This window comes from Oscillibacter sp. KLE 1745, assembly GCF_000469445.2.
GTDB classification, from domain to species: Bacteria; Bacillota; Clostridia; order Oscillospirales; family Oscillospiraceae; genus Oscillibacter; species Oscillibacter welbionis.
This window is the reverse complement of record NZ_KI271654.1, coordinates 36,434-51,287: the sequence shown is the minus strand read 5'-3', so window position 1 is coordinate 51,287 and position 14,854 is coordinate 36,434. Positions and strand designations below refer to the sequence as shown.

Sequence of the window (14,854 nt, the reverse complement as noted above, 5' to 3'; positions counted from 1 at the left end):
GCTTAGTACCCCGTCTTGGGCAGCTTCACCGTTGTTTTGGTGTAGACGGTGGTGAGCCAGCGGGAGACTGCCTGAATCCACTGCCCATTGTAAAGACCGCCCACATCCGCCACATTCACAATGCCGGAGTTGTTGGCAAGGCCGCTGCGAGCAGTGGCGTAGATGTACGGCGCTTCCACCTGCGCAAAGCCCGCCTTTACATTTCCAAACACAAACATGACTTCGGTAACACGCTCATTGGCAGCAAGGCCGAGGACAGCAGGGCGGGCGTCCAGCACATAAACCTTGCTGGTGGAGAGATTATCCGCCAAAGTGCGGTAGTCCCCGGAGAGGTTGGTCTTATAGACCACCTTGTAGGAAAGCGGCTGGTTGTAGCTGCCGGTGACGATTTTGCTCAGCGTCACCTGCGCAGGAAGCTGATCGCGCCAATAGAAGGAGTCGAGGGCAACGTTGGAGCTGTTCTTGATCTGTGAGAACACGTAGCGAATCGGCTGACCGGGGACAGCCTGCACAGGGCCGGTTTTCTTAATGGATACGCCGGTGGCAACGCTGGTATTCTGCACTTCAAAGGTGACGATCTGTCCGTTGAACTCCAGATAGGCGGTCATCACTGTGGGGTTGATGGAGTAATTCGCTGGCGCTTTGATCTCGCGGACGGTATAGCGGGACAGGGGCAGCGTCTTGGAAACAGCACGTCCGTTGCGGTCGGACTTGATGGTGTCCACCACATTGCCCGCTTTATCGTAGATCTCAAACACCGCGCCCTCCAGCGGCGTCCCGGCAGGCAGGCCGTTGGTGGCGTTATCGTCTGCGGATTTCTTGATGATCTGGATCTGACCGCACTCCGCGGTATTGCTCCACTCAATTTCTGTGGTGGAGCCGTAACGGACATAGATCGTTTTCAGTTCAGGGTCAAGCACATAACCGTCTGCCGCCTTGATCTCACGCAGATAGTAGCGGCCATCGGCCAGTCCCTCGTCGGCGTAGATGTAGCCGTCCTGATCGGTCACATACTCCCCGATGGGATTGCGATTGCTGTCGTACAGCAGGAACACCGCACCATAGATGCCCTTGCCGGTGGCTTTGTCCACTTTGTGGAGCAAAATGCGGAAGGATTTGTGGTTGGTGATCTCCAGCGTGGCCGTCTGGCCGTCCTTGATCTCAATGCGGTGGGGCGTGGTATCCAGCAGGTAGCCGGACGCAGCCTTCAGCTCCGTCACGGTGTACCAGCCGCGCTCCACTTCAGGAAGCTGAATGACGCCGTTACGGTCTGTGGTGTAGCTGCCGATGATCTCGCCGTTCATCTTACGCACCTCAAACTGAACGCCGGAGATGCGCTTGCCGCTGTCCTCATCACTCTTGATGAGGATAAGCCCGCCGATGGGTTTGTTGGTAAAGGTGAGCGTCTGCGTGTCGTTGGTGTTGACCACCACGGTCTGCGGGGTGCTGTCCAGTACATAGCCGGGGATCGTTGCGGTTTCCGTCACCACATAGGTGTCGGGAGCCAGCCCAGAGAGAATGATTTTACCGTTTTCGTCGGTGTAATAGAGTCCGTTGGAGCTGATCTGTCCCTCAGCGTCCGCGACAAACTGGCCGGAGGAAGTGGTAACGGTAAAAGTCACGCCTTTCAGTGCCTTGCCGGTCACAGCGTCCTTCTTTACAATGATGAGCGATCCTTTCGGCGCGTTGCGGAACTCCAGCGTCACGGTCTGGCCCGCCTTGATGGTGGCCGTCTGCGGTGTGTCATCCAGCACATAGCCGTTCTTGGCGCGGGTCTCTTTCACCACCAGCGTCGTGCCGGGGTTGATATTGCTGATCGTGAAGCTGCCCGCGCTATCCGTCACGAATTTGCCGTTGGCGTCACCCACCACCGTTCCGTCCGCAGTGGTGACGAAAAACTCCACATCCGAGAGGGGCGCATGGGTCACGCTGTCGATCTTTTTCACTAACAAGCTGCCTTTAGGACTGTTGCCGAAGTAGAACTGCACCACATCCTGCTGCTTGCCGCTGATATAGGCGGTCTGGGGTGCGGTGTCAATGACATGGCCGCTGTCGCTGGCAAGCTCCTCCACAATGTAAGTGCCTTCTTTCAGGCCGGTAACGGTAAAGCTGCCGTTGGCAGAAGTCTTGTAAGTGCCGATGACCGTACCGCCCGTCCCGCTGGTGCCGCCGAGGTACTTCACTTGGAATACAGCGTTGCTCACCGCTTCGCCGGTGACAGAATCATACTTCCACACCACCAGCGCGGAAAGGGGAACATTTTCAAAGGTCAGCACTTTGCCGGTGCCGGACTTGATGTAGACCTCCTGCGTGGCCTCCTTGATGGCGTACCCCGTGGGCGGCTCCTGCTCCGTTACCTTGTACCAGCCGTCCCGCAAACCGGTGAGCTGGAACTGACCGTTCTCGCCGGTGTAGTAGGTGCCGAGGTCGTTGATCTCACCGCTGCCGGTGTTGTTGCTGGCGTAGGTAACATGGAACTTTGCACCCTGCAAGGGATCACCGGTCACACTGTCCACCTTTTTGACGGTCAGCGCGGGCTTCTGATGATTTTCAAAATAAACGGTGTGGTCGCGGTTAGGGTAGAGGGTGGCAAGCTGAGAGGGCGCGTCCAGCAGATACGGCGACGGCACGGATTTTTCGCTGATTTCATACACGCCGGGGAGCAAGTTCTTCAGCTCCGCCTTGCCCTCGCTGTCTGTCTTGATCTGATCGACGCTGTGGCCGTCTGCGGCGCGGACTTCAAACACAGTGTCCGCAATCGGCTCGCCGGTGTCGGCGTCGTGCTTATATACGATGAGATTGGGGCGCTTCTGGTTTTCGATGGTCAGGGTGCTGGTTCGGCCTGCGAACAGCTCCATGTGATACTCCCGCAGGTCGAGGATGTGAGAGGAATCCGTGGCGGTTTCCCGCACGGAGTACACGCCGGGCTCCAAATCGGCAATCAGAATTTCGCCCTGCTCGTTGGTGGTGCGGTCGAGATAATGCGTCCCGTCCTCGATCTTGGCAATACGGAAATGAACATTTTTCAGGCGGCTCCCGTCCGAGCTGGTCTTAATGATCTGCAAGGAGGGCTTGATGGTATTGGTGAATACGAACTGTGCGTCCTCGTTGGGGGCAAGCTGGATGATGCGCTGGGCCTGGTCGATGATATAGCCCTCACAGGCTTTTTCCGTTACCACATAAGCGCCGGTGGGGAGCTTGGAAAGGTCAATTTCGCCGTTCCGGTCGGTGGTAAATTCCTTGGGGCCGTAATCACCAGCCACGGACTTAATTTCAAAAACTGCGTTGGGAATGACCTTGCTGGGGTCGGTACTGTCTACCTTGATGAGCCGCATACCGGGCTTCACATCGTTGAAGAACAGCAGTTCCTTGATGCCGTTCCCTGCGGTCAGCTCCACCTCCTGCGGCGTGGTATCGAGGATGTGACCGTCGCTGCCGGTATCCACCTCCACGGCGCGGTAGGTGCCGGGGGCAGCGTCCGTCAAGAGAATTTCGCCAAACTCGTCCGTCTTAAATTTGCCGAGAGAAACGCTGTCACGGAAAATCTCGAAGGTGACATTGGGCATGGCAACCATGTTCTTGCGGTCATATTTGATGATCCGCAGACCGGGCAGCTCCTTGTTCACGAGAGAAAAGGTCGTGGTTTCGCCGGTGGCTACGGCAGCCGTATAGGTGGCGTCGTCCTTCAGCCAGCCGGAGGGGGCGGTGATTTCGCGGATTTCATACGCACCGGGCTTGATCTCATCGAAAATGGCATAGCCCGCAAAATTGGTTTCAGCGGTGTAGGTCACGCCGCTCTCGATGTGCTTGATCTGCACCATGGCACCGGGCAGGTGCGCCCCGGTGTCGGACAGCTTTTCCACGCGAAGGGTGCCGTAAGGCTCATTCCAACAGGTCAGCTCCGCCACCTTGCCGTACTCCACCCTGATATTCTGTGCGGGCGTATCACTGAGCAGGTGATCCAAAGGCGCGACACGCTCGTACACGGTGTAGTTGCCCGCCAGCGTCAGGGGGATGGTCACGGTGCCGTCTGAGCCGGTGGCGAAGGTGCCGACGGTGGCTCCGTCGGGATCGACCACCTCAAAAATGGCACCGCCGAGAGGGGTATCTGTACCCTCTTCCAGCTTGATGATCTTCAGACCGGTGTCGGGCGCTTCGGGCTTTTCCCCATCGCTGAAATTACTGTATGCGGACAGTCTCATTGTGGTAGTGGGGTCGGTGTCGCACATATAATTCTGGAGCTGGCCGTATTTGCTGACCTCCGCGCAGGTGGCATAGAACACAGCGTATTTGTAAACATCGGTGGTAAAAGAAAGCTGGACACTGCCGGTCTTGCCTGCCACCGCAGAGGCGGGGTACAGCACCTTGAACTTGCCAGCATAGCCGTCCCCGGTGCCGGAGGTGGTGATGGTGGTAATATCCTTATTGTCCATGTCCACGATCCGCGTTCCGGCAGGGACAGAGGCGGGATCAGAAAAACTGACACGGATGGCGTAGTTGCATACCCATGTATCCGAATGGACGGTGAATACCTGCTGTTTGTATTGCTGGCCATTGACGGTAACAGCATAAGCGGTATCACGGTCAGCCGTGGCGGTGACGCGGGGCGAGTACACCTTGCTCCAAGCTGTGCCGCGCACATAGATGTCCTTGGCAACGGCAAGGATAGCCTGCGCCCGCTGCAATTCCGTGCCGGTCAGGTTGGGGTTGACCTTCAGGTTATTGATGTTCCAGTTGGGAAGCAGATAGCACCACAGCGCCATCTTGGTCGCATAGTAGGCGTGGTACTTGTTCTCCAGCTTCAGCTCCGAAAGGCCGCGGGTAGGATAGCCGCTGGCGATGATACCCATGACCTTTGGATCGCTGCCCTTTTCCTTGGCGATGTATTTGATGCTCTCGCCGGGGCCTACCGTCTGCGGCACACCTGTTGTATTCGGATTGACGCAGTAGGCAGGAATCTCCTTGTTTTTTCCGTTGGCATCCACATGGTTGAAATAGGTGTAGATCAGCTCACGGATTCGCCCGTTGATGGAGAGGTAAGAGAGCTTCTTCTCTCCGTTGTAGATATTGACCTCGCCCAGGGCTTCCTCCTCACTGCTGGCGGCAAGGGCCGTGGCCGGGAGCATTCCCAACACCATGACCACCAACAGCAGCATGGAGATCAATCGTTTTTTCATAGTACGTTCCTCCTGAATTTTTTGGATATAAAAAAGGCGGTATGCTTTTCACATACCGCCTGCGTGTGGATATGAATTTTTCAGCTCACATGGATGCTGTACTCCGTGTACTGGAATACGCCGTTTTTGTAGACATTCCATGCCTCCAGAGAGTAAGTCCCCGGAGGACAGGAATTAAACAACTCGGTGATCTGCTCCGAGCGCCACGGCCAAAAGCTCTGCGGTGTAACCTCTGCGGGAATGGTCAGGTTGATCTTCACCTTGTCATTCCCGCTGGGAAATTTCACCGGCTGGCCGTTCTGCCATGTTTCGGGGTTGTCCCCGATGGCATTATACAAGGTGTAGAGCATACGGCGCGTTTCATAGAGATTACGCTGGAATAGGTAGTCCTGCCCGCCGCTGGTGAAGTGACGCGCCTCCGCTCTCGGCATTTCCGGTTGGGGCAGCTTGCTCCAATCACAGGTGGCGGTGGGCAGCTCTCCCAGCGGTGCGCTGGAAAAAGCGTTTTTATCCCAGCGGGACACATCGGTGATGGTGTAGTCGGTCCCGTCGTCGCAGCGGATCACATCACCCACCCTGGGAACATACCGGGAACCGTCTGTGGGTGCTGCGGCAGTCTGCTGGGGTGCGGTTCCGGTGTAGGGCTTTCCGTTTTCCACCTGCACACAGCCGTTGTCGCTGTCCCAATAAACATTGAAACCGACCTGTTCGCCAATGTCCCGCAGCTTCACATAGTTGTTGCCGTTGATGACATAGGCTTCCATCTGCGCTTCTTTTCCATCTACGACAATGCGATGGTGACTGCGCTCTGCCATGATCCCGGCAGCAAAGGCCGTGGTAGTGACGCCAGCCAACAGCAGGCAGGTAAGAAAACCGGCTGCAAAACTTCCTCGCTTCATTGTCTGTACCTCCTATGTTTTGATAGATACAGCATAGCGCGGCTTATTTCTGTTGTCAAAAAATCAACTGGCCTTTGCCTGCACACACCAGCGGTAATCCGGCTGGTTCATCACGCAGGTGACAAGGGTGATGATATTTTCCGTGCTGTCGCTCAGAACACTGGTATCGTCCACGCCGATCTTACTGACAGAGTACACCTCATAGCTGCGTGTGCCGAGCTGGGTAGTCAGCTTGATGGTGTCCCCAAGGTCAAGGGTGTGAATTTTGCCAAAGTGATTGTTGACGCCGCGATTATGGCCCGCAATCGCCACATTGCCTTCCCAAATGGAGGTGCTGGCAAAATGGCCTGCGCCCTTGCGGAGTGCGTCTGCGTCTGTCCCTTGATACACCTTGACAGACAGACCGAGGGTGGGGATTTTCAGCGTACCGAGATAGCCGCCGCTGTAATAGAGGTCTTTCGTGACCGCGGTGTACTTTACCGGCGTGTAGGAGCCGGTATTTCCACCAGCGGTGCTGCTGGAAGCGGAGGGCGGCAGGACGGTCACACCGCCTGTGCCGCTGGTCGTTCCCGCGACTGAACTGCTCACAAGGTTTGGCGTCAGCAGCTCCCCAGCGTTTAGTGTGTAGCTGGTCGGACTTCCGAAAGCAGGTGGGATATAGGCGGCGTTTTTGCTGCGGTCGGTATTTGCAGGCTTATCCATCGTGACATAAATGGTATCGTCCGAGGTGGGGCGTCCGAACACACCTGCGTCCGGGCCGTCAAAGTGATACTCCAATGCCGATGCAGGCATGGAAAAAGCCGCCAGCATACAGCAGGCGGCCAGCAGCGTGGTCAGATATTTTTTCATGCGGCGTACCCTCTTTTCTTATTGATGTAGTGGCGATAGCCCTTATAACCGGCATAGCCGCAGCCGCCCAGCGCCGCAGCGCCCACGGGGATCAGCAGCCAAAGCCAGTTAAAATCAACTCCGCTCTTTGCCGATGCCGCAGCACCGACGCTGGAAAAAACGGCAGTGTAGACCACCGTATCACAGCTTGTACGGGTGATGTCACCCTTATAGTCTGCCGTGACGGTGTAGCCGGTGGCATACTTGCTGGTGGCGGTGCCGGTGTAGCTTGCCACAGCAGTGTAGCGAATGGGAATGTCGTAGCCGTCCGTGGGATCGACCGCCGCCTCCTGCCAGCTTACATCGGCAAGGGTCAGGGTGCGGCCATTTTCGTTCACGGACTTGGGGACAAGGGACACATCCGCGTCGGAGAGGTTGGGATAGGTGCGCTCTGCCGTCACCGTGCGGCTGCTGGTTCCATAGCCTACCGCCTCCACCTGAATGGTGGTGTGGTCAAGGGACAGGACACCCTCATAGCCGTCCTCGGTCTTTATCTCCAGCTTCGGCTCCAGCATTTTCAGAATTTCCGCCATGTCCTTGGTCTTGCTCTCCAGCGTGACCACCTCGATATGCTCCCGCGTGTCCGTTTCTGTCTGGTCATTTTTCAGCAAATCAAGGAGCGTATAGGTGCGGCCCTCGCGCTCAAAGTCAGCGGTGGGGATCGTGGTGGGATCGTCCTTTGCGGTCAGGTAATAGACCTTTTCCAAACGGTAGACACCGTTTTCCTCGCTGGCCCTGACCTCGGCGGGATAGGCGGAAATGCCGGGTAGCGTATCTGCGGCAGAGATCATTGTGGATACCGTATCGGCTTCTGTCATGGGCTCTGCGGCCAGCGCCGCGACGCTCATGCTGCACAGCATCAGCGCCGTGCAGAGTGCAAACGCAAGTTTCTTTTTCACATTACGCCTCCCTTTCTTAACGAACGGGCCGGTTCTGCTCCGGCTGCTTTCGCTCCTGCGGAGAGATCTCACGCTGAATATCATTTTGCAGCTTGCGGAAATACTTTTGCAGGCTGTCCACCACGCCGCGGCGATCCTGCACCTCCATACCGTCAAACACCTGCCCCACGCGGCTCACATCGGGCTGCGGGGTCTCCACGCCGAAATTGCGGCAGAGCATATAGCTGACGCTCTCGGCGTCCATGGCGCAGTCCTCGCGGGTATAGTAGGGATAGCGTCCGTGGTCATGGATACCGGCGTGGACAATCTCACGGGAGAGCGCCGCAAAGATCTTGCTATCGATCAGGCGGCTGGATACCGTAATGCTCTGCGTTTTAGGATCATAAACGGCGTCCTGATACATGGTGCTGCTGGTGACCACGGGAACGGGGGAGCTGTCCAGCAATCGGCGCAGGGCGGCATCCATTTCCGGCGTATTGTCTTTCAGGCTCAGCGCCGGAACACCGGCCTTGCCGTGGGTCTGGGAAATGTCGAACACACGCCCGATCTTATAGCCGTGATGCTCCCTTCCGTCCTTCACATAGGTGTCTGACACACGGATCTTCATGCCGTTCTCGTCACGGTTGACGCTGCGCCCCAGCCGGTTCCACACCTCCAGACTGTTGATGTAGGTGATCTCCGGGTTCTGCGCCATCGCCAGCATCACATTGGATGCGCTGTATCGCGGGTTGATGGCCTGCGTGTCCAGATAGTGGAGGTATGCGCCGGGTTCGCTGGTGACGTGCATGACCGCATCGTCGGATAGCTGCCCCAATTCCTCGCGCTCCGCTGTTTTCTTTGCCTTCCAGTCCTCGTCCCTCTGCTGCTTCTGCTGGATCAAATCGTCTAACTTTGCCATGTTCGTTTCTCCTTCTCAAAATCAATTTATTACCGCGTAGGCATAGCCTTTTGAATGGCTTCCCGCACGGTGTCCTTGGTGGGAGCTGTGCCATCCCGTTCTGCCGCGGCTTGCAGTGCCATCAGGCGGCTGCGGACAGAGGGGCGGGCGTCAGCCTTCTCCGTAGCCGGTTCCGTAGACGCTCTCGCACCAGTCCCGCGCTCCTTGGAGCTGTTCTCGGACGGAGCGCGGGCGTTCTCTTTTTTTGCGGCAGTATCCTCCTTCACCGGGGCGGGATAACCCATGCGTTCAAAAATGCGGTTGATCTGCTTGGCATCCCTTGCCTTCGCCATGATCTCCACCGTGCCGGTCTTTTCCACCTTGTTGACGATGGGGTAAAACAGGACGCCATAGCGTTTGGCTTCCATCTGAAAGCCCTTCAAGTCCTCCTGCTTGACGGAAAAGATCGTCAGCTCCTCGCCGTCGTGGATCAGGCGCTTGAGGTTGGTTTTACCGGCGAGCTTCTGATTGTCGTTGGCAAGGGCAATCAGAAGGGCGGCAAGATTTTTCGCCCCCAGCCCTGCCAGCTTGAGGGCGCTCTCGGTGATCTGGATACCCTCACGCACCATCAGGTCAGCGGTTTCACCGTTGGTACTCATGCTCGTGTTCCTCCTTGTTCTTTAGATTTTTCTGCCGTTCAGCCTGCGCCTGCTGGCACTGCTGGGATACCCTCGGAATGTCTGCCTGTATCCTGCGGCACAGACGCAGTTCCCGGCGTTTCTCCCGCAGGGCGGCAGTCTGCTGTTGGATCTCCGCGCTGTACTTGGCTTGTGCTTCTTCATCGCTGGTGTTCCTCCTTTCCTGATAAAGTGGTTTTCTCTGTTCCTCCAGCAAGCGGATGTCCCACTCCAGCACACGGATGCGCTGCTCCAGCTCCGTCTCGGTAGTGATTCCTCTTGATAAAAGGTATTTGAATTGCTGCTCATACCGCTCCAAATGAATGACCTCCCGCTTGACGGAAAAGGGCAGCTTGGGCGGCGGCTTTTTCCGCCTTCCCCCACGCAGCAGGTAGAGGTAGCGGAGATAGAGCGCATGAAAGCCTGTGATCTTCTTTTTTCGGACGGTGGACAGCTTACCCTTCACGCGGTAACGCTTGACGGTATGGGTGACGGTCGGCGGGGTCATGCCGCCGTGCCGCTGGCGGGAGAGCCGCAGCAGAATATCCGCTTCGGTGTAGCCCTCGCCCAGACTGTCCAGCCGGATCGCCCGCTTTGCGCCGGGGGGCTTGACCGTGGTGTATTTCCGATTGGGGCTGCGGCGTACCTCGTAACCGTTCTTTCGCAGCAGCATGAGAAAGGTATCGTAGGTGTAGGCTTGGTGGATGATGGCGTCAATGTCGGCGCGGATCACGCCGCGCACGGTGGGCTTGCCGCCCTGCTCTGCCTTCCACTCGGCGTAATGCTTGCCCTTGCCCTGCGGGGCGATGACGGATAGGTCGTTTTCCCGGCACAGTGCGTCTGAGGTACCGCGCACATCGTTGTAGTAGCTCTCCGGGCTGGAATGATACTTGTGGCCGTCCGTGCGGGAGACAGAATTGACCACGATGTGATTATGGGGATGGGCCTTGTCCAAATGGGTCCCGATGACGGCTTCAAAATCCTCACCAAATAATCGCCGCGCAAACTCGCATCCGATCTCATGGGCCTGCTCCGGCGTCACCTCGCCGGGTGCAAAGGATTGGATGAAGTGGTAGCCGAGAACGCCGCCCGTCTTTTTGTATTTCTTTTTCGTTTTCTGCATGGCAGCAAAGGCGGTTTCGGCAGACCGGCAGTTCAGCGTGGTCACAAAGCGCACAGTATCGGTTTTCTCTGGGTCAGCGGTGTAGACGATCCGCTCGTCCAGCTCGGTCTTTTCCCCATTGACGGCGTACTTCACGCGGTCGTCCAGCCTTGCGCGGATGGCGAATACCTTGGTGTATGCCATGTCACAGCCGCTCCGCGATGTTCCAGATCGTTTCCTGCGCCGCCGTGATCGCTGCGATGTCCTCACCGCTGGCAAAGCCGCGGGCGTTGACCGCGCGGGCGATCTGATTGATGTTATTGCCGATGGCGGCAAGCTGGCGGCGTATTTCAGCGTATTCGTTGGGTGGCCTTGGCCGCATTTTTTCACCGGCGATCAATGTGCGAAGATAGACCTCCATGGGGAAACCGGAAATTGCCACCTGCTCCTTCAGATGCCGGTGTTCCGTTTCGTTCAAACGGAGAAGAATAGAGATAGATCGTTTTCTGATAATAGATTCCTCCTTGAAATAGGATGGGGTCTTAGGGGGCTTGCTCCCCTAACAAGCGCATTTGGATAGCCAAATGCTATGCTTGCGACTGCAAAGCAGCCGCAGGCCGCTTGCAGTCCTAAACCAGCCGAAAAAGAAAATCAGCGCGCCTCACCGCCACGGGTCTTTACCCTGCCGCTGATTCCTTTCACAAGCCGGAGCTGGTCGTTGTAGTCCTTTCCGCGCCGTGGTGGGTTGTCGATGACCTCATACTCGGAAAGTTTCTTTTGAATGGCTGCGGATGCCGCCCGTCCCGGCCCGTCGTTATCCAGACACAGCACGATCCGCGCCACGCCGGGATTGTCCTTCAGGTATTGCTCCAGCGCCGCAGGGAATCGGATCGAGCCATCCTTCCGCGGCTGATAGATGCCGGAGAGGGACAGTGTATTGGCGGCGCGCCAATCCTGCCCGCGCAGCTTCAGCAGCGTCAGGTAAGAAAGGGCGTCTATGGCGGATTCAAACACGCAGAGGGTTTTGCCACCGGCGCAAAGGGGAACGGCAAAGGAAAACCGCTTATCGCTGCCGGAGACTTCACCGGCGAAGGTGGTTTCTGAGAGCGTCCCACGCAGTGCGCCGTAGGCAGGGATTCCATATTTGTAGCCCACAAATACGCAGTTATGATGCTCTGCATCCTCGTAAAGCTGCCCGTGCTTGATGCAGTGGTTGATAATTTCCGCATCAATGCCGCGGCTCCGAAGATATGCAAAAACACGCCGGGTGTCGGCGTGTTTGGGTGGAAGGGTAAATTCAGTTTTCGGGAGCGGTGCGGTTGGCTCTGATTTGGTCGGCACACGGGGCGGTTCCCCAAGGATACGCTGCACGGCATCCAAAAAGGAAACACCCTCCACTGTTGTCAGATAGTCCAGTGCAGTTATGCCGCCGATACCCCGCGACCACCAGCACCATTTTCCATTGGAGATTTTCAGGCTGTCGTGGGTGCGGGTGGCATAGGTATCTCCGCCGATATGTACCAGTTCCTCCGGCTCAAACCGCCGCAGATAGGTCAATAGGTCCATCTCGCGGGCGGCGGCAAGCTGGTCTTTTGATAGATAGGGTATGGGGAATCACCTCCGGGTATCAGAAAAGCCGTCTGCATTTCTGCAAACGGCTTCTGAGTAATATGAATCGCTTATTGATCGCTCTTTTTCAGCAATTTTTGCTCAGCGCTTTCCAATGCGGCAATGTAGTCCTTTTCACCTCTGGATAATTCGACAGACTGAAGTTCTTTGTATTTTCGGTATTCTTCCTTGGCTTTCTTCTCCGCTGCGGCTGCGCTGATTTTTCCTGCATGAGTCAATATCTCATGTTTAGAGAGCTTGAGGAATCCATCCAGCGTGTCGATCCAGTCTGACATATACATAGGAATGCGTCGGCGGGCCTGCATCTCTGCGAGATCAAGGTAAGCCGATACAATGTCATTAAGTGCCAGTAGCTCGTCCTCGGTACAGTAATTTTTAGCAACGAGGGCATCGCTCTGGGTAGGATGACTTCCGGAAAATGAGCGCAACCCCATGTTGGGCTTGCTGCTGTCTGCGCTGTAAAAAATCTTTTCTGCCGCCGTCTGACCGTGAGCGGCCCAGTGCATTTTGTTCTGGACGGTTTTGAAGAAAAGGACGGAGGCTTCTGTCCGCGGGTCATAATCCACGCTGGTGGCGTAAATGTCCAGGACTTTGCGCCAGAACACCTTTTCGGAGGAACGGATGTCGCGGATGCGATCCATCAGCTCATCAAAATAGTTGCCGCCGCCAGCTTGCTTCAGAAGCTCATCGTTCATGGCAAAGCCCTTAATGAGGTATTCTTTCAGCACGGAATTGGCCCAAATTCGGAATTGGGTGCCGCGCAGCGACTTCACGCGATAGCCCACAGAGATGATGACATCCAAATTGTAATATTTTGTAGGATAGTTTTTCCCGTCAGCGGCAGTTGTCAAGGATTCCTTGACAACTGAATTTGACTGAAGTTCTCCTTCTTTGAAGCAATTTGAAATATGCAGACTGATATTCTGCTTTGTGGTCTGGAACAACTCTGCCATCTGCGCCTGCGTTAGCCAGACGGTTTCATCCTCCATGCGAACATCAATCCTGGTCAGACCGTCCTCGGTCTGATACATGATGATCTCCGTCTTTTCAGGATGGATGCTGTTTTTACTGATTGCTAAATCATCCATGCACCGATTCCTCCTATTGTTCTTGACTAAACATAGTTTCATGAGCAGAATACCCCTGCACTGCCAACTTGCGATGGGAGGCCAGCAGAGCCTCTTTCATTTGCTCACCAGTCAAATCGCCGTTTGCCCCGCACTGTGAGAGCATCTTGGCATATTTAGAAACGGGAACGCCTTCAATGGCATTCAAAGCATCTGCCAGCTTTACCGCCTGAATTCTGCGTTCTTTTGCTGCTATCGACATTTCAGCGTCTCTCCTATTCTTTCAAGCATTATAACACACAAAATCCGTTTTAGAAAGCCCTTATGGTCAGCGCCTCAGAAAACTCACGGGCACCGCTCCAATGCAGCCTTATTTCAGAAATACAACCACTTTCTGAAATAAAGCCGTTTTGTCATTTGCCTTATTTCAAAAACGATTTTATCGTTCCGGCGTGTTCTTTTTCACCGTCTTTCGATCCACACTGCGCTCCGGCTTAGCCAGTTCTTCCATTGCCGCATTGATCACGCACGAGTGATTGTCCACAGCGTAAATGTCCGTATGCCCGCCCATCTGCTTCTGGAGCGCCGCAAAGCGGCCTGCGGCCTGACGCGCCGGTGGGTAGAATCGCTCATCTCCCGTGCGCTGCCGCATGGTGCAGGCCAGCACGAACATACAGCGATCCTTGCCGTAGGTGTTTATCCACTCCTTCAAAAAAGCAGGCAGCTTTCCATCGTTGTAGGCGTTGGTTGCGCCCTTCTCAAAGGTTCCCGCACAGGTCAGCGTCCGATCCCGGCTGGCCATCCACTCAAAGACCTCTCCGCGAGCCATGGCTTCCGAACGGGTGTTAGGGTATATGGGCTGAGCGGGATCTCGATATTTTTCTTCGACTCTTTTCCGAAGAATATCATCCGCACAGCACGCAATGCTGTCTCGAAAGGCATCCATCTCATCCGTATCGCGGGAGAGCCAGTCTGTATAAAGCTGTGACAGGGGATGCTCAAACTCGTTCAGCACCGTAAGCTGCCGCTCGGAGAGGCTTGTTTCATCCTCAAAAAGCATCAGCAGGTTGTCCCGGCAGGCAATTTCATAGGCATGAGAAATGATCTCATCCACAGGCTTTGCTTTCAGATCGGTCAGAAACGTCTCGTTTTCTGCGGACATACGCTCATAGAGTTTATTTTCCAACTGTTCCTTTGTCATGGTAAACCTCCCTTCATCTCGCCAGCCCCGCCCGCATCCGGTGGGCGTAATTGGCGACGCTGTATCGTTTCATATAGGCGTTTTCGCTGGGGGCCGGACTGTCAAAGTCCAGCCCCTCCATACGGGGATCGTCGGTGCCGTCCAGCACCGCCTCCACCGGGATCACGCGAAGCCTGCCGGAGCATTTCAGCTCGCCGCCAAATACCCCTGCGGCACAGTGGAATCCGCGGTCGCCGCACACCCAAAGCAGCTTCTTCCCGGCAGGAATATCTCCAAAGGGCTGCTTCAAAACAATAACGGAATGTGGTTCCGCACCGGCCACCTCATAGTAGCCGGACTGCTCCGCCTTTTCGTATGCCTGGATCAATTTCTTGAATTTGTGCTGCGGCTCGATGTAGAACCAGCTTTCCTGATAACCCATAATCTCCTCCATTTTCT

At 56.0% G+C, this 14,854-nt stretch carries 13 protein-coding genes; all 13 read right to left on the bottom strand.

Features of this window, described 5'->3' with window-relative positions; all coding sequences use genetic code 11:
* Window positions 1-2: 2 nt before the first annotated feature.
* On the bottom strand, window positions 3-5,177 hold the full coding sequence (locus HMPREF1546_RS00615; RefSeq protein WP_021750141.1) for a SpaA isopeptide-forming pilin-related protein: 5,175 nt from the start codon (window positions 5,175-5,177) through the stop codon (window positions 3-5).
* Between the two features lie 80 nt (window positions 5,178-5,257).
* Window positions 5,258-6,076: a hypothetical protein gene (locus tag HMPREF1546_RS00610; protein WP_021750142.1), complete on the bottom strand. Its 819-nt coding sequence runs from the start codon at window positions 6,074-6,076 to the stop codon at window positions 5,258-5,260.
* A gap of 63 nt (window positions 6,077-6,139) precedes the next feature.
* Entirely contained in the window at window positions 6,140-6,925 is a 786-nt protein-coding gene (locus HMPREF1546_RS00605) for a class D sortase (RefSeq protein WP_021750143.1), read from the bottom strand.
* Window positions 6,922-7,863 carry a hypothetical protein gene (locus HMPREF1546_RS00600; protein ID WP_021750144.1) on the bottom strand — a complete coding sequence of 314 codons (942 nt, stop codon included), beginning with the start codon at window positions 7,861-7,863 and terminating at the stop codon, window positions 6,922-6,924. The genes HMPREF1546_RS00605 and HMPREF1546_RS00600 overlap by 4 nt, the downstream gene beginning before the upstream one ends.
* 16 nt (window positions 7,864-7,879) lie before the next feature.
* Entirely contained in the window at window positions 7,880-8,761 is an 882-nt protein-coding gene (locus HMPREF1546_RS00595) for a hypothetical protein (RefSeq protein WP_021750145.1), read from the bottom strand.
* Between the two features lie 29 nt (window positions 8,762-8,790).
* A complete protein-coding gene (locus tag HMPREF1546_RS00590; RefSeq protein ID WP_021750146.1) occupies window positions 8,791-9,399 on the bottom strand; it encodes a PcfB family protein in 609 nt (202 codons plus the stop codon).
* Window positions 9,383-10,723: a relaxase/mobilization nuclease domain-containing protein gene (locus HMPREF1546_RS00585; protein ID WP_021750147.1), complete on the bottom strand. Its 1,341-nt coding sequence runs from the start codon at window positions 10,721-10,723 to the stop codon at window positions 9,383-9,385. Before HMPREF1546_RS00585 ends, HMPREF1546_RS00590 begins: the two co-directional genes overlap by 17 nt.
* Window position 10,724: 1 nt before the next feature.
* The gene (gene mobC / locus HMPREF1546_RS00580; RefSeq protein WP_147629886.1) at window positions 10,725-10,961 is read right to left on the bottom strand and encodes a plasmid mobilization relaxosome protein MobC; all 237 of its coding nucleotides are present in this window, start codon (window positions 10,959-10,961) and stop codon (window positions 10,725-10,727) included.
* Between the two features lie 209 nt (window positions 10,962-11,170).
* On the bottom strand, window positions 11,171-12,085 hold the full coding sequence (locus HMPREF1546_RS00575; RefSeq protein WP_021750149.1) for a DUF3991 and TOPRIM domain-containing protein: 915 nt from the start codon (window positions 12,083-12,085) through the stop codon (window positions 11,171-11,173).
* Window positions 12,086-12,198: 113 nt separating this feature from the next.
* Entirely contained in the window at window positions 12,199-13,236 is a 1,038-nt protein-coding gene (locus HMPREF1546_RS00570) for a virulence RhuM family protein (protein ID WP_021750150.1), read from the bottom strand.
* 13 nt (window positions 13,237-13,249) lie between these two features.
* Window positions 13,250-13,477, bottom strand: a complete 228-nt coding sequence (locus HMPREF1546_RS00565) for an antitoxin VbhA family protein (protein ID WP_021750151.1) — start codon at window positions 13,475-13,477, stop codon at window positions 13,250-13,252.
* Between the two features lie 177 nt (window positions 13,478-13,654).
* Window positions 13,655-14,416 carry a DUF3848 domain-containing protein gene (locus HMPREF1546_RS00560; protein WP_021750152.1) on the bottom strand — a complete coding sequence of 254 codons (762 nt, stop codon included), beginning with the start codon at window positions 14,414-14,416 and terminating at the stop codon, window positions 13,655-13,657.
* A gap of 13 nt (window positions 14,417-14,429) precedes the next feature.
* A complete protein-coding gene (locus tag HMPREF1546_RS00555) occupies window positions 14,430-14,837 on the bottom strand; it encodes a hypothetical protein (protein ID WP_036630765.1) in 408 nt (135 codons plus the stop codon).
* Window positions 14,838-14,854 lie beyond the last annotated feature (17 nt).